This is a genomic window from Pseudomonas sp. IT-P260, assembly GCF_949768395.1.
Taxonomy (GTDB): domain Bacteria; phylum Pseudomonadota; class Gammaproteobacteria; order Pseudomonadales; family Pseudomonadaceae; genus Aquipseudomonas; species Aquipseudomonas parakoreensis.
Genome location: NZ_CATKPO010000001.1, coordinates 22,428 through 44,731, shown reverse-complemented (window position 1 = coordinate 44,731; position 22,304 = coordinate 22,428). Strand labels below are relative to the sequence as shown.

Here is a 22,304-nt window from a genome sequence, read left to right as displayed (position 1 = left end):
AAAAAACAACATCAAAAGATCGCAGCCTTCGGCATCTCCTACATTGACCGGGTCAGCCTGGGTTATTTGCGCAGCGCGGCAATCGCGTCGACCGATTCACGAATCAAGGCCGGGCCTTTGTAGATGAAACCCGAGTAAATCTGCACCAGACTCGCACCCGCCATGATTTTCTCGGCCGCATGCTTGCCTTCAGTGATGCCACCCGCTGCAATGATCGGCAACCGACCACCCAGCTCCTCAGCCAACACCTTCACGGTATGGGTGCTCTTGTCACGCACCGGGGCGCCGGACAGACCGCCCGCTTCGTCACCGTGCTCCATGCCTTCGACGCCGACGCGACTCAGGGTGGTGTTGGTGGCGATCACTGCGTCCATCCCGGTTTCGATCAATGCCTGAGCCACTTGCGCGGTCTCTTCGTCGGTCATGTCCGGAGCGATCTTGATCGCCAGCGGTACATGTTTGCCGTGACGCAGGGCCAGTTCGGCGCGGCGCGTGGCCAGGTCCGCCAGCAACTGCTTGAGCGAATCACCGAACTGCAGGCTGCGCAGGCCCGGGGTGTTCGGCGAGCTGACGTTGACCGTGACATAGCTGGCGTGGGCATACACCTTGTCCAGGCAAATCAGGTAGTCATCCACGGCGCGCTCGACCGGGGTGTCGAAGTTCTTGCCGATGTTGATCCCCAGCACGCCCTTGTATTTGGCTGCAGCGACCCGCGCCAGCAGGTTATCCACACCGAGGTTGTTGAAGCCCATGCGATTGATGATCGCCTCGGCCTCCGGCAGGCGGAAGATCCGTGGTTTCGGGTTGCCCGGCTGCGGACGCGGGGTCACGGTGCCGATTTCGACAAAACCGAAACCCAGTTGCGATAAACCGTCGATAGCCGCGCCGTTCTTGTCCAGACCGGCCGCCAGACCCACCGGGTTCGGGAAATCCAGGCCCATGACCGTCACCGGCAGGTTCGCCGGCTTCTTGCACAGCAAGCCGTTGAGGCCCAAACGCCCACCCGCGCCGATCAGATCCAGCGACAGATCGTGGGAGGTTTCCGGGGATAGTTTGAACAACAGCTGACGGGCCAGGGTGTACATGGGCGGCGATGACTCGGGCGGCGAAAAGAGGCGGCGATTATAGCCGGGCATCGCTCCCCGGCGCGAGGCGCACAGGCAAATCAGCCTGACTGGCATATGCCTTGCACTTTCAGGGTTATCAGCCCCCAGGCCAATGACGGCGTGCGGGCACGGACAATGGCGTCGTTCGCAGGTTTTGCCTGAGCAAAACCTGGGACGGCGTTTTTTTTGAGGGTGGCTTTATATGAGTGATTCGTCCGTCGGGCCACTGGCCTGGGTCAACGGCAGTGATGCCCCGGAAAAAAGCGTGATCAATCTCGGTTTCATGGCCTTGAGCGACTGCGCCTCGGTGGTCGTGGCCGCCACGCAAGGCTTTGCCCAGCCCTACGGCCTGACGATCAACCTCAAGCGTCAGGCGTCCTGGGCGACGTTGCGCGACAAACTGGTCAGCGGTGAACTGGATGTCACCCACAGCCTGTACGGGCTGATTTACGCGGTGCACCTGGGCATCGGCGGCGTGGCGCCGAGTGACATGGCGGTGCTGATGGGGCTGAACCAGAATGGCCAGAGCCTCAACCTGTCCCACGGTTTGCAGCAACTGGGCGTGACCAGTCCTGAAGCGCTGGATCGGCAGGCGCACCAAACCCGCGCAAAACTGACCTTCGCCCAGACCTTCCCCACCGGCACCCATGCGATGTGGCTGTATTACTGGCTGGCGAGTCAGGGCATTCATCCGTTGCAGGACGTCGACAGCGTGGTGGTGCCGCCGCCGCAAATGGTCGCACACCTGCAAGCCGGGCGCATCGATGGTTTCTGCGTCGGTGAGCCGTGGGCGGCGGCCGCCGTGCAGCAGGATCTGGGGTTCACCCTGGCGACCAGCCAGAGCATCTGGCCCGATCATCCGGAGAAAGTCCTCGGCTGCACCCGCGCGTTCGTCGAGCAATACCCCAACAGCGCCCGGGCGCTGGTAATGGCAATTCTCGAGGCCAGCCGCTTCATTGAACAAAGCGCGGAAAACCGCCGCAGCACCGCGCAATTGCTGAGCGCCCCGGAATATCTCGACGCCCCGCTGTCCTGCATCGAACCGCGTTTTCTCGGTGATTACGCCGATGGCCTCGGCAATCGCTGGCAGGACCCGCACGCCTTGCGTTTTCACAGCAACGGCGAGGTGAATCTGCCGTACCTGTCCGACGGCATGTGGTTCATGACCCAATTCCGTCGCTGGGGCCTGTTGCGCGAGGATCCCGACTACCTCGCCGTTGCGCGTCAGGTTCAGCAACTGGACATCTACCGCGAAGCCGCCACCGCCGTCGGTGTCGCCGCGTGGGGCAAGGAAATGCGCAGCAGCCAGTTGCTCGATGGCAAAGTCTGGGACGGCAGCGATCCGGCCGCTTACGCCCGCAGTTTCAAGCTGCACGCCCTGAGCGACGCCGCTCCTCTGCTCGCCCGCCGCTGACAGGAGACCGCCAACATGCTGCGCATTCTGCTGATCAACGACACCGCGAAAAAAGTCGGGCGCCTGAAAGCCGCGCTGACCGAGGCGGGTTTCGAGGTCATCGATGAGTCCGGCCTGACCATCGACCTGCCGGCCCGCGTCGAAACGGTGCGCCCGGACGTGATCCTGATCGATACCGAGTCACCGGGCCGCGATGTGATGGAGCAAGTGGTGCTGGTCAGCCGCGACCAGCCCCGGCCGATCGTGATGTTCACCGACGAACACGACCCGGGGGTGATGCGTCAGGCGATCAAGTCCGGGGTCAGCGCCTACATCGTCGAAGGCATCCACGCCCAGCGCCTGCAGCCGATTCTCGATGTGGCCATGGCCCGCTTCGAAAGCGATCAGGCCTTGCGCGCGCAACTGCTGGCCCGCGACCAGCAACTGGCCGAGCGCAAACGCATCGAGCTGGCCAAAGGGCTGCTGATGAAAATGAAGGACTGCAACGAAGAAGAGGCTTACACCCTGATGCGCCGCCAGGCCATGAGTCGCCAGCAGAAGCTGATTCAGGTGGCGGAGCAGATCATTGCCATGAGTGAGTTGCTCGGCTGATTGAAGGCTGCGATCTTTTGATCCTTGGCACAAATCTGGCTAAGCATTCAGCACAGGTAACCAACGGCGGTTGCCCACCCACGACAAAGACGTCGCTCACCCGTTCGCCCCACCGGCGTATCAGGTAGCGGCGTTTTTGCGTTTTGGCCCCACAGCTCGGGGCCGGTGGTGCGGCCGTGGCGGCGCTCCACCTGCTGTGACTCCTTTCGAGACTCTTTTCAGCTGAGGTGCGCGATGAATTCAAGCTTCTGGAAATCCGGCCACACCCCGACCCTGTTCGCAGCCTTTCTGTATTTCGACCTGAGTTTCATGGTCTGGTACCTGCTCGGCCCGTTGGCGGTGCAGATCGCCGCCGACCTGCACCTGACTACGCAACAACGTGGTCTGGTGGTGGCGACGCCGATTCTGGCGGGTGCGGTGCTGCGCTTTGTGATGGGCATGCTGGCCGATCGTCTGTCGCCGAAGACCGCCGGGCTGATCGGCCAGGTGATCGTGATCTGCGCGCTGTTCGGTGCGTGGAAACTCGGTATCCACAGTTATGAACAGGCGCTGCTGCTGGGGCTGTTCCTCGGCATGGCCGGCGCCTCGTTTGCTGTGGCCCTGCCGCTGGCCTCGCAATGGTATCCGCCACAACATCAAGGCAAGGCGATGGGCATCGCTGGCGCCGGTAACTCCGGCACCGTGTTCGCCGCGCTGATCGCCCCGGTGCTGGCCGCGTCGTTCGGCTGGAGCAACGTGTTCGGTTTCGCCCTGATTCCGTTGATCCTGACGCTGGTGCTGTTCGCCTGGCTGGCCAAAAACGCGCCGCAGCGGCCCAAGGCCAAAGCCATGGCCGACTACTTCAAGGCCCTCGGCGACCGCGACAGTTGGTGGTTCATGTTTTTCTACAGCGTGACCTTCGGCGGCTTCATCGGCCTGGCCAGCGCCCTGCCCGGCTACTTTAACGATCAGTACGGTCTGAGCCCGGTAACCGCCGGTTACTACACCGCTGCCTGTGTATTCGGTGGCAGCCTGATGCGCCCGCTGGGTGGTGCGCTGGCGGATCGTTTCGGCGGCATCCGCACCTTGCTGGCGATGTACACCGTGGCGGCGATCTGCATCGCCGCCGTCGGTTTCAACCTGCCCAGTTCCTACGCCGCCCTGGCGCTGTTCGTCTGCACCATGCTCGGGCTCGGCGCCGGCAATGGCGCGGTGTTCCAGTTGGTGCCGCAACGCTTCCGTCTGGAGATCGGCGTGATGACCGGACTGATCGGCATGGCCGGTGGCATTGGCGGCTTTGCCCTGGCGGCCGGCATGGGCGCGATCAAGCAAAGCACCGGCAGCTATCAACTGGCGCTGTGGTTGTTCGCCAGCCTCGGCGTGCTGGCGTGGTTCGGCCTGCACGGGGTCAAGCGGCGCTGGAGAACCACCTGGGGTTCGGCGGCGGTCACTGCTGCACGCGTGTGAGGCGGCAATGCCCCTGCAACTGAGCTTTGCCCAGGCCAGCGCCACCGGCCCGCGCGCGGAAAACCAGGACGCCCTGCGCCTGGTGACACCCGCCCCGGCGCTGGCCGCGAGCAAAGGCTATCTGGTCGCCATTGCCGATGGGGTCAGCCAGTGCGCCGACGGCGGCCTGGCCGCACGCTCGACCCTGCAAGCACTGGCGCTGGACTACTACGCCACGCCGCAAACCTGGAGCGTGGCACAGGCACTGGATCGCCTGCTGCTCGCACAAAACCGCTGGTTACAGGCCAACGGCGGCGGACAGCCACTGCTCACCACCGTCAGTGCGCTCATCCTGCGCGGCCAGCGTTTCACCCTGGCCCACGTCGGCGATTGCCGGGTCTATCGCTGGCACGCCGACGCTTTGCAGCGGATTTCGCAGGACCATGTCTGGGAGCAGCCGGGCATGCAGCACGTACTCAAGCGTGCGCTGGGGCTGGATCAGCATCTGGTGCTGGATTTTCTCGACGGCGAGTTGCGCGAGGGTGAATGTTTCGTGCTGCTCAGCGACGGCGTGTGGTCGACTGTGGGCGATACCGCCATTGCAGCGATCCTGCGCGATCAACCGGATCTCGACAGCGCCGCACACACGCTGGTCAACGCCGCGCATCTGGCCGGCAGCCAGGACAACGCCAGTGCACTGCTGGTGCGGGTCGATGCGCTCGGTGAGGCGAGCATCGGTGATGCGCTGATTCACCTACAGCAATGGCCACTGCCGCCAGCGTTGAAAACCGCGCAGATGTTCGAAAGCTGGCAGGTGCAAGGCGTTGTCGCTCAGAGCCAGCAATCGCTGCTGTATCGCGTGCTGGACGGGCAAGGTCGGAGCTGGTTGTTGAAAACCCTGCCGCCACGGCTGGCCGATGATCCTCAGGCCGGGCAGGCCTTGTTGTCGGAAGAATGGTTCCTCAGGCGTGTCGCCGGGCGGCATTTCCCTGAAGTCCACAGCGGTACTCAGCGTCAGCATTTGTACTATGTGATGCGCGAATATTCCGGGATGACCCTGGCGCGGCTGTTTCAACACAGCAGCCCGTTACCGTTGGTGCAGTGGCAGGACATTGCCGAGCGTCTGCTGCGAGCGGTGGGTCTGCTGCATCGGCGGCAGATTCTGCACCGCGACATCAAACCGGAGAATCTGCACCTGGGCGACGATGGCGAGTTGCGCCTGCTGGATTTCGGTCTGGCGTATTGCCCCGGCCTGTCCGAAGACGCACCGTCAACGCTGCCGGGAACCCCGAGTTATATCGCCCCGGAAGCGTTTCGCGGCGAGCCACCGAGTGCGCAACAGGATCTGTACGCGGTGGGCGTGACCTTGTATTTCCTGCTCACGGGGCATTTTCCCTATGGCGAGATCGAAGCCTTTCAACGGCCGCGCTTCGGTGTGCCGGTGAGTGCCGGTCGCTACCGCCCGGACGTGCCGGAATGGCTTGCGCAGAGTCTGGAGCGAGGCGTGGCTGTCGATCCGCAACAGCGCTTTGAAACGGCTGAAGAATGGTTGCTGGTGCTGGAACAAGGCGAGCGACGCAGTTTGAGTGTGCGGCCCAGACCTTTATTGGAGCGCGAGCCGTTGAAGGTCTGGCGGACGGTGGCGTTGTTGGCGCTGTTGGGAAATCTGGTGTTGCTGGTGGTGTTGTTTCACCGCTGATACCGCGTCGCGTCATTCGCGAGCAGGCTCGCTCCCACAGGGGTTTTGTGAACGACACCGATCCACTGTGGGAGCGAGCCTGTTCGCGAAGAGGCCAGCCCAATCACAACAATTCTGTCTGCCTGAATGCCCCGCAAACGAGCAACCCGCGTCGATTCGGTGCAAAAAATCCCCGTCTATAACCGCTTCCGCCTAATAAACACGCCATCCTGCCACTTGGCACAACCACTGCATTACCCGTTTCACCATACATAAAGCCCAACCTTCAACGACGAAGGTTGCGCTTCCCGAGAGAACGGGACCAGGACAAAGGCGTCCTCGCTAGGCAACTAGCGGGACGCCTTTTTTGTTTGCGCAACTTTTGTCGAGCACGGCCTGACTGCCCACAAGAGGCCAGCCACCGCTCCCCGGAGAACCTGATGAAAAAACTCAAACTGGTGATGATCGGCAATGGCATGGCCGGGGTTCGCACCCTGGAAGAACTGCTCAAGCTGAGCAACGAGCTGTACGACATCACGGTCTTCGGTGCCGAACCGCACACCAACTACAACCGCATCCTGCTGTCGCCGGTGCTGGCCGGTGAGCAGACCTTCGAAGAGATCGTCCTCAACGACCTCGACTGGTACCTGGAAAACCACATCAAGTTGCTGCTCAACCGCAAGGTGGTGCAGATCGACCGGGTCAAACGCCGGGTGATTGCCGAAGACGGCACCGAGGCCGAATATGATCGCCTGCTGATCGCCACTGGTTCGACACCGTTCATCCTGCCGATCCCCGGCAATGACTTGCAGGGTGTGATCGGTTACCGCGACATCGCCGACACCCAGGCGATGATCGACACCGCCAGAACCCACAAGCACGCGGTGGTCATCGGCGGCGGCCTGCTCGGCCTCGAAGCCGCCAATGGCCTGATGCTGCGCGGCATGCACGTCACCGTGGTGCACATCGGCGAATGGCTGCTGGAGCGGCAACTGGACAAGACCAGCGGGCAACTGCTGCAAAGCGCCCTCGAAGCCCGTGGCCTGCACTTTCGTCTGTGCGAGCAGACCCAGGCCCTGCACGACGCGGGCAATGGCCGGGTCGGCTCGGTGCAGTTCAAGAACGGCGAGATCATCCCTGCCGATCTGGTGGTGATGGCTGCCGGCATCCGGCCCAACACCGAACTGGCGGAGCGCGCCGGCATCCCGTGCAATCGCGGGATTCTGGTCAACGACACCCTGCAAACCTACGATCCGCGCATCTATGCCATTGGCGAGTGCGCCAGCCATCGCGGCATCGCGTATGGCCTGGTGGCGCCGCTGTTCGAACAGGCCAAGGTGTGCGCCAACCACCTCGCGCAACTGGGTTTCGCCCGGTATCAGGGTTCGGTCACCTCGACCAAATTGAAAGTCACCGGCATCGACCTGTTTTCCGCCGGCGATTTCATGGGCGGCGAAGGCACCGAAACCATCACCCTCTCCGACCCGATCGGCGGCGTGTACAAAAAACTGGTGATCAAGGATGACGTGCTGGTCGGCGCCTGTCTGTACGGCGATACGGCAGATGGCGGTTGGTATTTCCGACAGATTCGTGAGAATCACGCCATCGGCGAGATCCGCGATCACCTGATGTTCGGTGAAAATTCTATCGGCGACGTAGGACATCAGGGCCAGGACAAAGCCATGGCCATGGCCGACACCGCCGAAGTCTGCGGCTGCAACGGCGTGTGCAAGGGCACCATCGTCAAGGCGATTCAGGAACACGGCCTGTTCAGCGTCGATGAAGTCAAGAAGCACACCAAAGCTGCAAGCTCGTGCGGCTCCTGCGCCGGGCTGGTCGAGCAAATCCTGATCAACACCGTCGGTGGCGCGGCGGACGTCAAACCGAAAAGCGAAAAAGCCATCTGCGGTTGCAGCGACCTCAACCACGGGCAGATCCGCCAGGCGATCCGCGAACAGCATCTGCTGACCATCGCCGGCACCATGAGCTACCTCAACTGGCGCACCCCGAATGGCTGCGCCACCTGCCGTCCGGCGCTGAACTACTACCTGATTTCCACCTGGCCCGGCGAAGCCAAGGACGATCCGCAATCGCGCCTGATCAACGAACGTGCCCACGCCAACATTCAGAAGGACGGCACCTATTCCGTGGTGCCACGGATGTGGGGCGGCGTGACCAACCCCTCGGAATTGCGGCGCATCGCCGACGTGGCCGACAAGTACAACGTACCCATGGTCAAGGTCACCGGCGGTCAGCGCATTGACCTGCTGGGGATCAAGAAACAGGACTTGCCGGGCGTCTGGAAAGACCTCGACATGCCCTCCGGCCACGCCTACGGCAAATCCATCCGCACCGTGAAAACCTGTGTCGGCAGCGAGTTCTGCCGTTTCGGCACGCAGAATTCGACGCAGTTGGGCATTGAGCTTGAGCACGACCTGTTCAACATGTGGTCACCGCACAAAGTGAAACTCGCGGTCTCCGGATGCCCACGCAACTGCTCGGAAGCGGGGATCAAGGACGTAGGAATCATCGGTGTCGACTCCGGTTGGGAGATGTACATCGGCGGCAACGGCGGGATCAAGACCGAAGTCGCCGAGTTCTTCGTCAAGCTGAAAACCGCCGAGGAAGTCCGCGAGTACAACGGCGCGTTTCTGCAGCTGTACCGCGAAGAAGCCTTCTACCTCGAACGCACCGTGCACTACCTGCAACGGGTCGGCATGGAGCACATCAAGAAAGCCGTGCTGGAAGACCCCGAGCGCCGCAAGGCCCTGAATGAGCGCCTGCAATTCTCCCTGTCGTTCGAACAAGACCCGTGGAAAGAGCGCCTCGCGCAGCCGCAACTGAAGAAAGAATTCGACGTGATCCCTGTGAAAAACCTGGAGGTACCGGCATGAACTGGCTCGATATCTGTGCCCTGGAAGAGATCAATGCCCTCGGTTCGCGGATCATTGCCGGGCCGAAAGGCGACATCGCGATTTTTCGGACGAGCGATGACGAAGTTTTCGCCCTCGACGACCGCTGCCCGCACAAGGGCGGGCCGCTGTCACAAGGTTTGATCTACGGCAGACGCGTGGCCTGCCCGCTGCACAACTGGCAAATCGACCTGCAAACCGGCGAGGCCCAGGCGCCGGACATCGGCTGCGCGCACCATCATCCGGCCCGGGTCGAAAACGGCCGCGTACAATTGGCACTGCGGGAAGCGGTTTGATGAACCGCCAGACGACCGCCTCGACCTGCTGCTACTGCGGCGTCGGCTGCGGCGTGCTGATCGAGCATGACGGCGAGCGCATTCTCGGCGTCAGCGGCGATCCGGCACATCCGGCCAACTTCGGCAAACTGTGCAGCAAAGGCTCGACCCTGCACTTGACCGGCGATCCGGCCGCCCGGGCGCTGTATCCGGAGCTGCGTCTGGGCAAAGGCCTGGCGCGCAGCCGTTGTGACTGGGACACGGCGCTGGATCACGCGACCCAGGTCTTTGCCCAAACCATCGCCGAACACGGCCCGGACAGCGTGGCGTTTTACATTTCCGGGCAGTTACTGACCGAAGACTATTACGCCTTCAACAAATTGGCACGAGCACTGGTCGGCACCAACAACATCGACAGCAATTCCCGGCTGTGCATGTCGTCGGCGGTGGTCGGTTACAAGCGCAGCCTCGGCGCCGATGCGCCGCCGTGCAGCTATGAAGATCTGGAGCTGAGCGATTGCGTGATGATCGCCGGCAGTAACATGGCCTACGCCCATCCAGTCCTTTTCCGACGCCTGGAAGAGGCAAAATCGCGCCGGCCGCAGATGAAGGTCATCGTCATCGATCCCCGGCGCACCGACACCTGTGAGTTGGCCGACTTGCATCTGGCGATTCTGCCCGGCACCGATGTCGCACTGTTCCATGGGATTTTGCATCTGCTGCTGTGGGAAGACTGGATCGACCGCGACTTCATCCAGGCGCACACCGACGGTTTGCCTGAGCTGAAAAATCTGGTGCGCGATTACACCCCGCAAATGGTTGCGCAACTGTGCGGGATCAGTGTCGAGCAATTGCAGCAGTGTGCGGAATGGGTGGGCACCGCGCCAAGCTTCCTGTCGCTCTGGTGCATGGGCCTGAATCAGTCCACCGCTGGCAGCGCAAAAAACAGCGCGCTGATCAATCTGCACCTGGCCACCGGGCAAATCGGCCGTCCGGGTGCAGGACCTTTCTCTTTGACCGGTCAGCCAAATGCCATGGGCGGGCGGGAAACCGGCAGCCTGTCGAATTTGCTGCCCGGTCATCGTGAAGCGGCCAATCCTAAGCATCGCGACGAAGTGGCAGCCTGTTGGGGTGTCGATCAACTGCCACAAACCAGCGGCCTCAGCGCCATCGAGCTGTTCGAGCGGATGCGCAGCGGCCAGATCAAGGCGCTGTGGATTGCCTGCACCAATCCCGCACAGTCCATGCCCGATCAACACGCGGTTCGCGAGGCGCTGCAGGCCTGCCCGTTCGTGGTGTTGCAAGAAGCCTTCCGCACCACCGAAACAGCCGCCTTCGCCGACCTGTTGTTACCGGCTGCCAGTTGGGGCGAGAAGCAAGGCTCGGTGACCAACTCCGAACGGCGCATTTCCCACGTACGGCAGGCCATTCTCCCACCGGGCGAAGCACGGCCGGACTGGGCGATCACCGTGGATTTCGCACAGCGGCTGGAGAAACGTCTGCGCCCACTTCAGCCGAGCCTGTTTGCTTTCGAGCAGCCGGCGCAGTTGTTCGACGAATACAAACAACTGACCCGTGGACGGGATCTGGACTTGTCGGGCCTCAGCCATCAATTGATCGATGAACTGGGACCGCAGCAATGGCCCTTTCCGGCCGGCGCCCGGCAAGGCACGGCACGCTTGTATGGCGACGGGATTTTTCCCACGGCTAACGGTCGTGCGCAGTTCGTCGCCGATCCCTATCGCACCGCCAAAGAACAACGCGATGCACGGTTCCCACTGACGCTGATCACCGGCCGCCTGCGCGATCAATGGCACGGCATGAGCCGCACCGGCACGGCAGCGCAATTGTTCGGGCATGTCAGCGAAGCCGTGTTAAGCCTGCACCCGGACGAGTTACGCCGGCAGCGCTTGCAGCCGGGGGATCTGGTCAACCTGAAGAGTCGGCGCGGTGCCGTTATCGTCGCGGTCGGCAGCGATGACGGCGTGCGCCCCGGTCAGGCGTTTCTGCCGATGCATTGGGGCGACCGGTTTCTCAAGGGCGGGGTCAACAGTCTGACCTTGCCGGCCTTCGATCCTCTGTCGAAGCAGCCCGAACTCAAACACAGCGGTGTGCGTCTGGAAGCGGTAAATCTGCCATGGCACTTGTTCGCCCTGATCGAGGGCGATGTTCAACGGCATTTCGAGACGCTACGACCTCTCTGCGAGGCGTTTTCCTACGTGAGCCTCAGCCTTGTCGGACGTGAGCGGCCCGCGCTGCTGATACGCGCTGCCAGCGTCACGCCGCCAGAGCCGCAACGGCTGCGCGATATTGACCAGTGCCTGGCGCTGCTCGACGGTCCAGTGCTGGCCTACGACGACCCGCGCCGCGCCATTGGCAAACGGGTACGCATCGAAAACGGCCGAATCACCGCAATCCGCCTCGCGGGCGAAACCCTGGCTCAGCACTGGCTGCAAGGCTTGTGGCTGGAGGGTCGCGCCGATGAACAACTGCGCCGCTGGCTTCTGGCGCCGATGAGTGCACCACCCGGCAATGCCGGCGTTCAGGCCAATTCGGGCAAAACCCTGTGCAACTGCAAAAACGTCAGCCACAGCGCGGTGTGTGCCGGAATTCGCCAAGGCCTGGATCTGCAAGGTCTCAAACAACAACTGGGGTGCGGCACGCAATGCGGCTCGTGTATCCCTGAAATCAAGCGTTTGCTGGCCGCTGATCTGCAGCCGGTATCGGTCATCTGAAGGAAAACACCATGAATGCAAAAGTCTGGCTGGTGGGCGCAGGCCCCGGTGATCCCGAGTTGCTGACGCTCAAAGCGGTACGCGCGTTGCGCGAAGCAAAGGTGGTGTTGATTGACGATCTGGTCAATGACGCCGTGCTGGAGCATTGCCCTACGGCGCGAATCATTGCCGTGGGCAAGCGCGGTGGCTGTCGCTCGACGCCGCAGGCCTTCATCCATCGGCTGATGCTGCGTTATGCCCGCCAAGGCCAATGCGTGGTGCGGCTCAAGGGCGGTGACCCGTGCATTTTCGGCCGTGGTGGTGAGGAGGCGCAGTGGTTGCGCGAACGTGGGGTGGAGGTTGAGCTGGTCAACGGCATTACCGCCGGCCTTGCTGGCGCGACACAGTGTGATATTCCGCTGACGTTGCGCGGTGTGGCGCGCGGGGTGACGCTGGTCACCGCGCATACCCAGGACGATAGCCAATTGAACTGGCAGGCACTGGCGCAAGGCGGTACGACACTGGTGATCTACATGGGGGTGGCCAAACTGGACGAGATCCGCGATCAGCTGTTGGCGGGCGGGATGGCGGCGGATATGCCAGTGGCGATGATCGAGAATGCCTCTCTGCCAGAACAGCGCGAGTGCCGCAGTGATCTGATGAGCATGAGTGACGACGCTTGCAGGTTTGGACTGAAGAGCCCGGCCATTCTGGTCATTGGCGCGGTGGCCGCAGTTGTTGAAAATCAAAGGATCGCAGCCTTCGGCAGCTCCTACAGGATGTGTGCGGATACCGTGTAGGAGCTGCCGCAGGCTGCGATCTTTAGAGCTTCAAAGCCAAATCACAGGCAAAGAAAAGCCCGGCCTGAGCCGGGCTTTTCTCGTAGCGGCAGCTAATTACTTAGCTTGAGCTTCAACCTGCGCTTCTACGCGACGGTTAACAGCACGGCCAGCTTCAGTTTTGTTGTCAGCAACTGGGCGGGATTCGCCGTAGCCGATCGACTGAACGCGGGACGACTCAACACCGTACTGCTGGGTCAGAACTTGCTTAACGGCGTTTGCACGACGCTCGGACAGTTTCTGGTTGTAAGCGTCAGGACCGACGGAGTCAGTGTGACCTTCAACAGTGGTGTGAGTGGCTGGGTACTGCTTCATGAAGTCAGCCAGGTTCTTGATGTCAGCGTAGCTGTTTGGCTTGACGACCGACTTGTCGAAGTCGAACTTCACGTCCAGCTCTACACGAACAACTTCAGCAACTGCTGGGCAGCCATCAGCGTCAACAGTTACGTTGGCTGGGGTGTCCGGGCACTTGTCAACGTTGTCGCAAACGCCGTCGTTGTCGCTGTCGGAGCAGACTTCAGCCGGAGCTGGAACTGGAGCAGCAGCTGGCTTGCCGCCGCCACCGAAGTTCACACCCAGACCAACCGATGGAGCGTAGTCCCAACGGCCGTTGTCCAGTTTGTAGTCAGCTTCTACGCCAGCACGGGCGAAGAAGTTTTCGGCGAAGTAGTACTTAACGCCAGCGCCAGCAGTCAGGAAAGTCGACTGGTCGCGACCGGTGTGGCCGTCAGCAGCTACGTTGGTCAGGTTGCCGTGCTTAACGCCACCTTCAACGTATGGACGCAGAGCGTCGCCAGCGTTGTTGAAGTGGTATTGAGCGGTCAGACCGAAGTTGTCACCACGCAGTTTCTGGCTGCCGGTACCGTCGTTCGAACGGGTGTGGTTGTTACGATCCCAGCCGAAGTTGATCGAGACGTCATCGGTCAGGAAGTAACCGATTTTGGCGCCTGGGTTGAAGCCGTCTTCGACATGATCAATGCTGTCGTTGTACTGCTTCTTGTAGTTGATCTCGCCTTCAACTGCGCCTTGGCCTTGTGCCAGTGCGCCGAACGAAGTAGCGGCAATAAGAGAACCAATGGCCAAGCCCAAGGTGTTTTTCAGTTTCATCCGTTAAATCCCCATCTGGTGATTGTGAAGCAGTCCCGCAAACCGGGGGACAACTCGGCGGCAAGTCTATCAGAACTTGCCTACACGTAAGAGATATTTGCGCTGAACTAAGTTTCAGCAATGCCTGCAAATTTCTCACGCAATTTGTCTAGAGCACGTTTGTACCGCATTTTTGTCGCACTCAAACCCATGTGCATGATGTCTGCGATCTCCTGAAACTCCAGCTCTGCGACAAATCGTAGCACCAGAATTTCACGGTCAATCGGGTTCACATACACCAGCCAGCGATCGAGTCCGCCCTTCTCCTCGGGTTTCGGCGCCTTTTCTTCCGACGCTTCTTCCAGCGGGTCCAGACTCAAGGCGTCCATCAAGCGACGCTTTCGCCGTTCCTTCCGATACTGCGTGATGCATTCGTTATACGTGATGCTGTAGAGCCAGGTTTTGAACTTCGATTTCCCCTCGAAGTTCTTCAGGCCATACAGCACCTTAAGCATCACTTCCTGACAGACATCGTCTGCGTCGCGATCGTTCCCAAGATATCTCGCACAAACGTTAAATAATGTTCTCTGGTAACGCCGCATCAGCTCTTCATAGGCGCGCGTCACGTGAAACAGCTCGGTATGCGAGCGCGCGACCAGCTCCTCATCAGAGAGCTCACGGGGGTCATAGCGCGTGGATAGCGTTTGGGCTTTATTCAAAACAAGTCGTGCCGACAGTCAGGTCAATGTCCGCCGCACCCCTCTCAGGGCATTTTGCGGCGGCATACATTAGCAGGGTTTGCCGGGTTAGCGGCTACTCACATGCTGTTCCAGCAGGATCCGATTGGAAAGTGAGACTAGCTCACCCTCATCGGTCAGCAATGTGGTTTTAACCGTGCCGATCTCTTCGATCTGGCCTTCGACCTCACCAACACGCACTTGTTGCCCAACCTGGTACAACTCACGCACATAGATTCCCGCAAGAATCTGACCGGCAATTTCCCGGCTTCCCAACCCCATGGCCAGCGCTACGGCCAGACCAACGGTAATCAATACGATGACGATCACATGGTTCAGCAGGTCGGTCTTGACCTCAAGCTGACTGATCGCGACCGAGATGCTGATGATGATCACCAGCCCCTGGGCAATGCGGCCCAAACCCGAAGCGTAGTCCAGCCCTACGCCTTCTGCCGCCCCGCGCACGAGGCCGTTGGCCAATTGCGCGAGCAAAACACCCACCAGCAACACCAGCGCGGCGCCGAAAACTTTCGGCAAATACAACGCCAGCATGTCCAGCGTAGCTGAAACTCGCTCAAGTCCAAGGGACTCTGCTGCAGAAACCAGAAAAATCAGCAGAACGAACCAGTAAACGATCTTGCCGATCAAGGTCGAGATCGGCACTTGCAGGCCGGCTCGCGACATCAATTTGGTCAGACCGGTGCCGCCCATCAGGCGATCAAGGCCCAGCTTGGCCAGCAGCTTGGACAGCAAGGTATCGAGCAACTTGGCCACCACGAAGCCCAACAGCAGCACGACCAGTGCGCCGAACAGGTTCGGGATGAAATTGGCGACTTTGGTCCACAACGCAGTCATTGCAGTGACGAGGCTCTGAGTCCAGAGATCAAGTTCCATATTCAATCAGCCTTATCAGCAGTGCGTGCAGTAGTTTTACGAAGACGGGAAACCGGCGAAACGTGGGCCGATCCGTTATTCAGGGCGATCATCAGCGCGGGCAACCAGCGGCCCAGCAGGCTGAACAGATCACCGGCGCCCACCTGGCGGTTGGCGGTTTTGAGTACGCGACCCAGGCAGGCATCGTCGTCGCGGCTGGACGGCGAAGCGTTGAGCATGTCGCGCAAAGACTGTTCAAACGGATCGTGCATACGCACCTCTCGTGATGTCTGTGAAAGACGCGGGCAAATTTGGTCGGGTCACATGTTGCATATTCACACCCAGCGCAAACGGCGGAATAACCACCATTGACCGAAGGCCATCGCCAGCACTGTCAGACAGGCAATCAGGAAACCATAAGGGCTGCTCGAGAACGGAATGCCACCCACGTTGATACCCAATAGACCGGTGAGAAAACTCATCGGCAAAAAGATGCAGGTGATGATGCCGAAGCGGTACATCGTGCGATTCATGCGCACGTTCAAACGCCGGTCTTCGGCCTCCAGCACAAGCCCCATGCGCTCTCGGGTCAGTTCCAGCTCTTCGAGATAGCGGGTCAGGCTGTTGTTCAATTCGTTCCAGTAGTCAGCATCATCATCGACAAACCACGGCAGTTTTATCCGCGTCAGTTGTCCGAAAATATCCCGCTGCGGCGCCAGAAAACGCTTCAGTCCGGCCGCCCTGCGACGGATGTGCAAAATCGAGCCATGTTCGGGGGTATACCGTTCGTCGGCATCCAGCTTTTCTTCCTCTTCATCGACCAGTTCCGACAGGCACGTGACCAGATCCTGCACCTTGTGGGTGAGGAATTGCGCCAGATACAGGATGAGCTCAGAGGAGGTTTTCGGGCCTTTGCCTTCGCTCAGCAGCGCCAGCAGTTCATCGGTGGCGCGCAACGGGCGCAGACGTAGTGAGATGACGCGCTGGGCGGAGGCGAAAATCCGCACCGAGACCATGTCTTCCGGCTCGGCCCCCGGGTTGAGGTTGACCCCGCGCAGAAACAGCAGCAACTCGGCATCCGGCAACGGCAGCAGGCGCGGCCGAGTGTTTTCCTCCAGCAGGAGGTCGCAGGCAAATTCATTCAGGCCGCTGGATTTGCGCAGCCAGGTCTGGGTTTGCGGATGACTGCGATCCCAATGCAGCCACAGGCTCTCATGGGCCTGCAGCTGCAGATCGTCGAGTTCAGTCCGGGCAATCGAACGCGCACCGCCTTTACCGTCCAGCACCAGGGCATGCACCAGCCCCCACTGCGCGTTTTCTTCCTCGAACATCCGCATCCCTTTGTCGAAAAACTTATTCGGGCATCTGCAGCGGACTTGGCGAAACGATCACGCCGTTGTTGTCCGCATAGATGTAATGGCCCGGATGGAACGTCACGCCAGCGAAAGTCACCGCTACATTGAGATCACCGATGCCACGTTTTTCGGTCTTCATCGGATGGCTGGCCAACGCCTGAACGCCGAGATCGGTCTGGGCAATAACGTCGACATCACGGATGCAACCGTAGATGACCATCCCTTCCCAGCCGTTTTTCGCAGCTTTCTCGGCGATCATGTCGCCCAGCAATGCGCGACGCAGCGAACCGCCGCCATCGACCACCAGCACCTTGCCGTTGCCCTTGAGTTCGGCTTGCTCCTTGACCAGCGAGTTGTCTTCGAAACATTTGATGGTCACGATTTCGCCGCCAAAGGAATCACGGCCGCCGAAATTGCTGAACATCGGTTCCAGCACCTGCACCAGCTCCGGATAGGCGTCGCACAGGTCAGGCGTGAGGTAATGGTTCATCGAAAAACTCCTGTAAAAAGGAAGACGATCTAGGATGTCGCACTCTGTTGAAACGAGTCCCGGCGGTCGCTGTTTACCTTAGTTCATGCAATGGTCGCTGAACGAACCTGAACAAACGCTGAAACGTAATAGCTAAACAGCCACCAAATATGACCAGAACCGCACAATGCGTCATATCTTAGCCGCAAGCCGACCTGAACGAAATGCCCTTTTCAGAGCACCCGGCTCAGACCGCAGCAGCAAGATCCGGCTTGTCGCCGAGCAACGGCGTCTGCTGATCGCTCAACCAACGCGCCACCAGTGGCCAGACCTCGGCCTGCGCCGCTTTGCTCACCAGCATCTCGACATGCCCGAAGTTGTCGCTGAAGCCCTGCCCGCGCCCCAGATTGACGAACTGTTTGTGCTCGGAGCCGATCTGCTCGAACAGTTTGCGACAGGCCCACGCCGGATCCTGGTGATCCCCCGCTGCCGTCACGGCCAGCACCGGCACCTGCACCTCGGCAAGCCCTGCCCACCAATCCTTGTCCTTGTCGCCAAACCGCCCGAACAGGCCGTACCAGCGCATGCTTTCCAGCGCCAGGCCGATGGGTTCGTCTTCCGGGCCACGCTTGAGGCGCGAGCCGGACAATTGCGCGAAACGCTTGAGAATGAAGCGCCCGCTCCACTCCACCGGCGGAATCTTCAACGGCCAGTAAGTGCGGCTGACCTGCGTGCCGAAAAACGCCGCCGAGGCCACCGCCGGCTCGCCGAGGTATTCGCCACCGAGCGCCGCCGCCAGGGTAATGCCGCCCAGCGAATGACCGATCCAGTGCGGAACCTGCCCGCTTTGCTCACGGACGAACGCGGCAATCGCCGGCAGATCGTAACGGGCGTAGTCAGCCACGCGGTTGCGCCGGTAGTCCTCGTTGCGCTGCGACAGGCCGTGGCCGCGCATCTCCGGGATCCACACGTCGAAGCCCAGACGCGTCAGGTAAGCGCCCAGGCCCAGGCCTTTGGGGGAAAACCAGAAGCGCCGGTTGGAAAAACTGCCATGCAGCAAAATCACCGGCACGCCGCGCGGCGCCGCGTCGTCCGCCATGCCCAAGCGGGTCACGGCGATTTCCACGGACCAGTCGGGACTGTTGCCGGGTTTGAGTCGATAGACATCTTCGCTCAGATCACCGCGACGTTCGGCGCTGATCAGGGCGACAGGAAACAGGTTGCTGCTGCTTTGCATAATGCTCTTGCACAAAAAAGGGCGGCATCTACAGGAGCCCGCCCTACTCAAATCTCAAACCCGCCTCCCGTGGGAGCGAGCCCGCTCCGGGCGGCGTTCCGACGAAAGCGGAGTGTCAGCCAACATCACTGATGAATGCTGCTCTGTCTTCGTCGGAACGCCGCCCGGAGCAGGCTCGCTCCCACAAGGGGAACGGGCCGTTCACACCTGATTACGCCTGCGCTTGGCCTTCAGCGAGGAAGAACCAGGTTTCCAGCACGGAGTCCGGGTTCAGCGACACGCTTTCGATGCCCTGCTCCATCAGCCATTTGGCCAGGTCCGGGTGATCCGAAGGGCCCTGACCGCAAATGCCGATGTACTTGCCGGCCTTGTTGCACGCGGCAATCGCGTTGGCCAGCAGCTTCTTCACCGCCGGATTACGCTCGTCGAACAGGTGCGCGATGATCCCGGAGTCACGGTCCAGGCCCAGGGTCAACTGGGTCAGGTCGTTGGAACCGATGGAGAAACCGTCAAAGAATTCGAGGAATTCTTCAGCGAGAATCGCGTTGGATGGCAGTTCGCACATCATGATCACGCGCAGGCCGTTGTCGCCACGGGCCAAGCCGTTTTCGGCGAGCAGATCGACCACCTGGCTGGCTTCGCCCAGGGTACGGACGAACGGCACCATGATTTCGACGTTGGTCAGGCCCATCTCGTTGCGCACGCGTTTCAGCGCGCGGCACTCAAGCTCGAAACAATCGCGGAACGATTCGCTGATGTAACGCGAAGCACCACGGAAGCCGAGCATCGGGTTTTCTTCTTCCGGCTCGTACAGCTTGCCGCCGATCAGGTTGGCGTACTCGTTGGACTTGAAGTCCGACAGACGCACGATAACCTTCTTCGGCCAGAACGCGGCCGCGAGGGTGCTGATGCCTTCCACCAGTTTTTCGACGTAGAAACCGACCGGATCGTGGTAACCAGCGATGCGCTTGTCGACGCTGTCCTTGATTTCCTGCGGCAGGCCGTCGTAGTTCAACAGCGCTTTCGGGTGGACGCCGATCATGCGGTTGATGATGAACTCCAGACGCGCCAGACCGACACCGGCGTTCGGCAACTGCGCGAAATCGAAGGCGCGGTCCGGGTTGCCGACGTTCATCATGATTTTGAACGGCAGCTCCGGCATCGCGTCGACGGAGTTCTTCTTGACGTCGAAGCCCAGCTCGCCTTCGAAGATGTAACCGGTGTCGCCTTCGGCGCAGGACACGGTCACGCCCTGGCCATCCTTCAGCAGCTGGGTGGCGTTGCCGCAGCCCACCACCGCTGGAATCCCCAGTTCACGGGCGATGATCGCCGCGTGACAGGTACGCCCGCCACGGTTGGTGACGATGGCGCTGGCGCGCTTCATCACCGGTTCCCAGTCCGGGTCGGTCATGTCGGAGACCAGCACGTCACCGGCCTGGACTTTGTCCATTTCCGAGACGTCCTTGATGATCCGCACTTTACCGGCGCCGATGCGCTGGCCAATGGCACGACCTTCCACCAGCACGGTGCCGGTTTCTTTCAGCAGGTAACGTTCCATGACGTTGGCCTGGGTGCGGCTTTTCACGGTTTCCGGGCGGGCCTGCACGATGTACAGCTTGCCATCATCACCGTCCTTGGCCCACTCGATGTCCATCGGGCAGCCGTAGTGCTTCTCGATAATCATCGCCTGCTTGGCCAGCTCGCTGACTTCAGCGTCGGTCAGGCAGAAACGTGCGCGTTCAGCCTTGTCGACATCGACGGTCTTCACCGAACGACCGGCCTTGGCCTCGTCGCCGTAGATCATTTTGATGGCTTTGCTGCCCAGGTTGCGACGCAGGATCGCCGGGCGACCCGCCTCCAGCGTGCCTTTGTGCACGTAGAACTCATCCGGGTTCACCGCGCCTTGTACGACGGTTTCGCCCAGACCGTAGGCGCCGGTGATAAACACCACGTCACGGAAACCGGATTCGGTATCGAGGGTGAACATCACGCCGGCGGTGCCGGTTTCCGAACGCACCATGCGCTGCACGCCAGCCGACAGGGCGACCAGTTTGTGGTCGAAGCCCTGGTGCACGCGGTAGGAGATGGCGCGGTCGTTGAACAGCGAAGCGAACACCTCTTTGGCGGCGCGGATAACGTTTTCCACGCCACGGATGTTCAGGAAGGTTTCCTGCTGACCGGCGAACGAGGCGTCCGGCAAGTCTTCGGCGGTGGCGGAAGAGCGCACGGCCACGGCCACGTCAGGGTTACCGGCCGACAGCGCAGCGAACGCGGTGCGGATCTCGGTATTCAGTTTTTCGGGGAATTCGGCTTCCATGATCCATTGACGGATCTGTGCACCGGTCTTGGCCAGCGCGTTGACGTCATCGACGTCCAGGGCGTCGAGAGCCTTGTGGATCTGGTCGTTGAGGCCGCTCAGTTCGAGAAAGTCGCGATAGGCCTGCGCGGTGGTGGCAAAGCCGCCGGGGACCGACACACCGGCACCTGCCAGGTTGCTGATCATCTCGCCCAGGGATGCGTTCTTGCCCCCCACATGCTCAACATCGTGTTTGCCGAGCTTATCGAGGGAAACTACGTACTCTACCAAGGTGATCTCTCCACTAACTGTGTTGGAAAAGCTCAGAAACCGGCAGCTCGGGGGAGCGTTGGCCGGCTGTATGGCCTGGACCTGGAAAATAAGTGAGAATGCGGGCCAATGGCGGCCGGCAAATCGCGCCTATCATATCCAAGAATGCTCATTAGCTTAAGGCCCAAGGTGCAAATGAAACGATCTGCTTTCTTTATCTCCGATGGCACCGGCATTACCGCCGAAACCCTGGGTCAAAGCCTTCTGGCGCAGTTCGAAAACATTACCTTCACCAAGCTCACGCGGCCGTATATCGACAACGCGGACAAAGCGCGGGCCATGGTACAACAAATCAACAAAGCCGCTGAAACCGACGGCTTCCGCCCGATCATCTTCGACACCATCGTCAATCAGGACATCCGTGAGATTCTCGCAACGTCCAATGGTTTCATGATCGACATCTTCTCGACCTTCCTCGCCCCGCTCGAACAGGAGCTGACCGAGCATTCCTCCTACACCGTCGGCAAGTCGCATTCGATCGGCCACAACTCCAATTACATGGAGCGCATCGAAGCGGTGAACTTCGCCCTCGACAACGATGACGGCGCACGCACCCACTATTACGACAAGGCCGACCTGATACTAGTGGGCGTGTCGCGATGTGGTAAGACGCCGACGTGCCTGTACATGGCGATGCAATTCGGCATCCGCGCGGCCAACTACCCGTTGACCGAAGACGACATGGAGCGTCTGACCCTGCCAACCGCCCTGCGCGCCCATCAGCACAAACTGTTCGGCCTGACCATCGACCCGGACCGCCTCACCGCGATTCGCAACGAACGCAAGCCCAACAGCCGCTATTCGAGCTACGCCCAGTGCGAATTCGAAGTGCGCGAAGTGGAAAACCTGTTCCGCCGCGAGAACATCCCGCACATCAACTCCACGCATTTTTCGGTGGAAGAGATTTCGGCGAAGATTCTGGTGGAGAAAGGCGTCGAGCGGCGTTTCAAGTAACACCACTCGCCTC

The 22,304-nt window shown here is 60.8% G+C and carries 18 protein-coding genes; 9 read left to right on the top strand and 9 right to left on the bottom strand.

Annotation, left to right across the window (positions count from 1 at the left end; translation table 11 throughout):
* Nucleotides 1-62: 62 nt before the first annotated feature.
* Nucleotides 63-1,085: a quinone-dependent dihydroorotate dehydrogenase gene (locus tag ACM6HV_RS00180; protein WP_414902804.1), complete on the bottom strand. Its 1,023-nt coding sequence runs from the start codon at nucleotides 1,083-1,085 to the stop codon at nucleotides 63-65.
* Between the two features lie 223 nt (nucleotides 1,086-1,308).
* On the opposite strand from ACM6HV_RS00180, the gene ACM6HV_RS00175 reads away from it, so the two are divergent.
* The 8 genes from ACM6HV_RS00175 to cobA all read left to right on the top strand — a co-directional run bounded on the left by ACM6HV_RS00175 (nucleotide 1,309) and on the right by cobA (nucleotide 12,915).
* Nucleotides 1,309-2,520, top strand: a complete 1,212-nt coding sequence (locus ACM6HV_RS00175) for a CmpA/NrtA family ABC transporter substrate-binding protein (protein WP_414902802.1) — start codon at nucleotides 1,309-1,311, stop codon at nucleotides 2,518-2,520.
* A 15-nt stretch (nucleotides 2,521-2,535) separates the two neighbouring features.
* The gene (locus ACM6HV_RS00170) at nucleotides 2,536-3,111 is read left to right on the top strand and encodes an ANTAR domain-containing response regulator (RefSeq protein WP_047293011.1); all 576 of its coding nucleotides are present in this window, start codon (nucleotides 2,536-2,538) and stop codon (nucleotides 3,109-3,111) included.
* A 234-nt stretch (nucleotides 3,112-3,345) separates the two neighbouring features.
* Nucleotides 3,346-4,557, top strand: coding sequence for a nitrate/nitrite transporter (locus ACM6HV_RS00165; protein ID WP_414902799.1), 1,212 nt, complete (start codon nucleotides 3,346-3,348; stop codon nucleotides 4,555-4,557).
* 7 nt (nucleotides 4,558-4,564) lie between these two features.
* Nucleotides 4,565-6,235 carry a protein kinase domain-containing protein gene (locus ACM6HV_RS00160; RefSeq protein WP_414902797.1) on the top strand — a complete coding sequence of 557 codons (1,671 nt, stop codon included), beginning with the start codon at nucleotides 4,565-4,567 and terminating at the stop codon, nucleotides 6,233-6,235.
* 419 nt (nucleotides 6,236-6,654) lie between these two features.
* Entirely contained in the window at nucleotides 6,655-9,108 is a 2,454-nt protein-coding gene (gene nirB / locus ACM6HV_RS00155) for a nitrite reductase large subunit NirB (protein WP_239779017.1), read from the top strand.
* Entirely contained in the window at nucleotides 9,105-9,422 is a 318-nt protein-coding gene (gene nirD / locus ACM6HV_RS00150) for a nitrite reductase small subunit NirD (protein ID WP_414902795.1), read from the top strand. The genes nirB and nirD overlap by 4 nt, the downstream gene beginning before the upstream one ends.
* Nucleotides 9,422-12,136, top strand: coding sequence for a molybdopterin-dependent oxidoreductase (locus ACM6HV_RS00145; RefSeq protein ID WP_414902794.1), 2,715 nt, complete (start codon nucleotides 9,422-9,424; stop codon nucleotides 12,134-12,136). The genes nirD and ACM6HV_RS00145 overlap by 1 nt, the downstream gene beginning before the upstream one ends.
* Before the next feature lie 11 nt (nucleotides 12,137-12,147).
* The gene (cobA, locus tag ACM6HV_RS00140; RefSeq protein WP_414902792.1) at nucleotides 12,148-12,915 is read left to right on the top strand and encodes a uroporphyrinogen-III C-methyltransferase; all 768 of its coding nucleotides are present in this window, start codon (nucleotides 12,148-12,150) and stop codon (nucleotides 12,913-12,915) included.
* 96 nt (nucleotides 12,916-13,011) lie between these two features.
* Here cobA and ACM6HV_RS00135 read toward each other — a convergent pair whose 3' ends face one another.
* From ACM6HV_RS00135 to ppsA, 8 genes are all read right to left on the bottom strand, one after another.
* Nucleotides 13,012-14,061 carry an OmpA family protein gene (locus ACM6HV_RS00135; RefSeq protein WP_027613290.1) on the bottom strand — a complete coding sequence of 350 codons (1,050 nt, stop codon included), beginning with the start codon at nucleotides 14,059-14,061 and terminating at the stop codon, nucleotides 13,012-13,014.
* A 107-nt stretch (nucleotides 14,062-14,168) separates the two neighbouring features.
* A complete protein-coding gene (gene sigX / locus ACM6HV_RS00130) occupies nucleotides 14,169-14,759 on the bottom strand; it encodes an RNA polymerase sigma factor SigX (RefSeq protein ID WP_011333251.1) in 591 nt (196 codons plus the stop codon).
* 87 nt (nucleotides 14,760-14,846) lie between these two features.
* Nucleotides 14,847-15,671 carry a mechanosensitive ion channel family protein gene (locus tag ACM6HV_RS00125; RefSeq protein WP_007916401.1) on the bottom strand — a complete coding sequence of 275 codons (825 nt, stop codon included), beginning with the start codon at nucleotides 15,669-15,671 and terminating at the stop codon, nucleotides 14,847-14,849.
* A 2-nt stretch (nucleotides 15,672-15,673) separates the two neighbouring features.
* Entirely contained in the window at nucleotides 15,674-15,922 is a 249-nt protein-coding gene (locus ACM6HV_RS00120) for a hypothetical protein (RefSeq protein WP_003223293.1), read from the bottom strand.
* 63 nt (nucleotides 15,923-15,985) lie between these two features.
* A complete protein-coding gene (locus ACM6HV_RS00115; protein ID WP_121184492.1) occupies nucleotides 15,986-16,981 on the bottom strand; it encodes a zinc transporter ZntB in 996 nt (331 codons plus the stop codon).
* A gap of 22 nt (nucleotides 16,982-17,003) precedes the next feature.
* A complete protein-coding gene (gene rraA / locus ACM6HV_RS00110; RefSeq protein ID WP_041067666.1) occupies nucleotides 17,004-17,495 on the bottom strand; it encodes a ribonuclease E activity regulator RraA in 492 nt (163 codons plus the stop codon).
* A gap of 226 nt (nucleotides 17,496-17,721) precedes the next feature.
* A complete protein-coding gene (locus ACM6HV_RS00105) occupies nucleotides 17,722-18,711 on the bottom strand; it encodes an alpha/beta fold hydrolase (RefSeq protein ID WP_414902788.1) in 990 nt (329 codons plus the stop codon).
* 211 nt (nucleotides 18,712-18,922) lie between these two features.
* Nucleotides 18,923-21,298: a phosphoenolpyruvate synthase gene (gene ppsA, locus ACM6HV_RS00100; protein ID WP_041067660.1), complete on the bottom strand. Its 2,376-nt coding sequence runs from the start codon at nucleotides 21,296-21,298 to the stop codon at nucleotides 18,923-18,925.
* A gap of 174 nt (nucleotides 21,299-21,472) precedes the next feature.
* Between ppsA and ACM6HV_RS00095 the strand changes: the two genes are divergently transcribed.
* Nucleotides 21,473-22,291 (top strand): pyruvate, water dikinase regulatory protein, encoded by an 819-nt coding sequence (locus tag ACM6HV_RS00095; protein ID WP_007960912.1) that lies wholly within the window; start codon nucleotides 21,473-21,475, stop codon nucleotides 22,289-22,291.
* The last annotated feature ends 13 nt before the right edge of the window (nucleotides 22,292-22,304 follow it).

Coding starts and splice junctions, on each gene's coding strand:
- ACM6HV_RS00175 (WP_414902802.1), top strand. CDS start 1,309: ATGAGTGATTCGTCCGTCGGGCCACTGGCCTGGGTCAACGGCAGTGAT.
- ACM6HV_RS00165 (WP_414902799.1), top strand. CDS start 3,346: ATGAATTCAAGCTTCTGGAAATCCGGCCACACCCCGACCCTGTTCGCA.
- ACM6HV_RS00115 (WP_121184492.1), bottom strand. CDS start 16,981: ATGTTCGAGGAAGAAAACGCGCAGTGGGGGCTGGTGCATGCCCTGGTG.
- ACM6HV_RS00120 (WP_003223293.1), bottom strand. CDS start 15,922: ATGCACGATCCGTTTGAACAGTCTTTGCGCGACATGCTCAACGCTTCG.
- ACM6HV_RS00170 (WP_047293011.1), top strand. CDS start 2,536: ATGCTGCGCATTCTGCTGATCAACGACACCGCGAAAAAAGTCGGGCGC.
- ACM6HV_RS00180 (WP_414902804.1), bottom strand. CDS start 1,085: ATGTACACCCTGGCCCGTCAGCTGTTGTTCAAACTATCCCCGGAAACC.
- nirB (WP_239779017.1), top strand. CDS start 6,655: ATGAAAAAACTCAAACTGGTGATGATCGGCAATGGCATGGCCGGGGTT.
- nirD (WP_414902795.1), top strand. CDS start 9,105: ATGAACTGGCTCGATATCTGTGCCCTGGAAGAGATCAATGCCCTCGGT.
- ACM6HV_RS00145 (WP_414902794.1), top strand. CDS start 9,422: ATGAACCGCCAGACGACCGCCTCGACCTGCTGCTACTGCGGCGTCGGC.
- ACM6HV_RS00125 (WP_007916401.1), bottom strand. CDS start 15,671: ATGGAACTTGATCTCTGGACTCAGAGCCTCGTCACTGCAATGACTGCG.
- ACM6HV_RS00135 (WP_027613290.1), bottom strand. CDS start 14,061: ATGAAACTGAAAAACACCTTGGGCTTGGCCATTGGTTCTCTTATTGCC.
- ACM6HV_RS00095 (WP_007960912.1), top strand. CDS start 21,473: ATGAAACGATCTGCTTTCTTTATCTCCGATGGCACCGGCATTACCGCC.
- ACM6HV_RS00160 (WP_414902797.1), top strand. CDS start 4,565: ATGCCCCTGCAACTGAGCTTTGCCCAGGCCAGCGCCACCGGCCCGCGC.
- cobA (WP_414902792.1), top strand. CDS start 12,148: ATGAATGCAAAAGTCTGGCTGGTGGGCGCAGGCCCCGGTGATCCCGAG.
- rraA (WP_041067666.1), bottom strand. CDS start 17,495: ATGAACCATTACCTCACGCCTGACCTGTGCGACGCCTATCCGGAGCTG.
- ACM6HV_RS00105 (WP_414902788.1), bottom strand. CDS start 18,711: ATGCAAAGCAGCAGCAACCTGTTTCCTGTCGCCCTGATCAGCGCCGAA.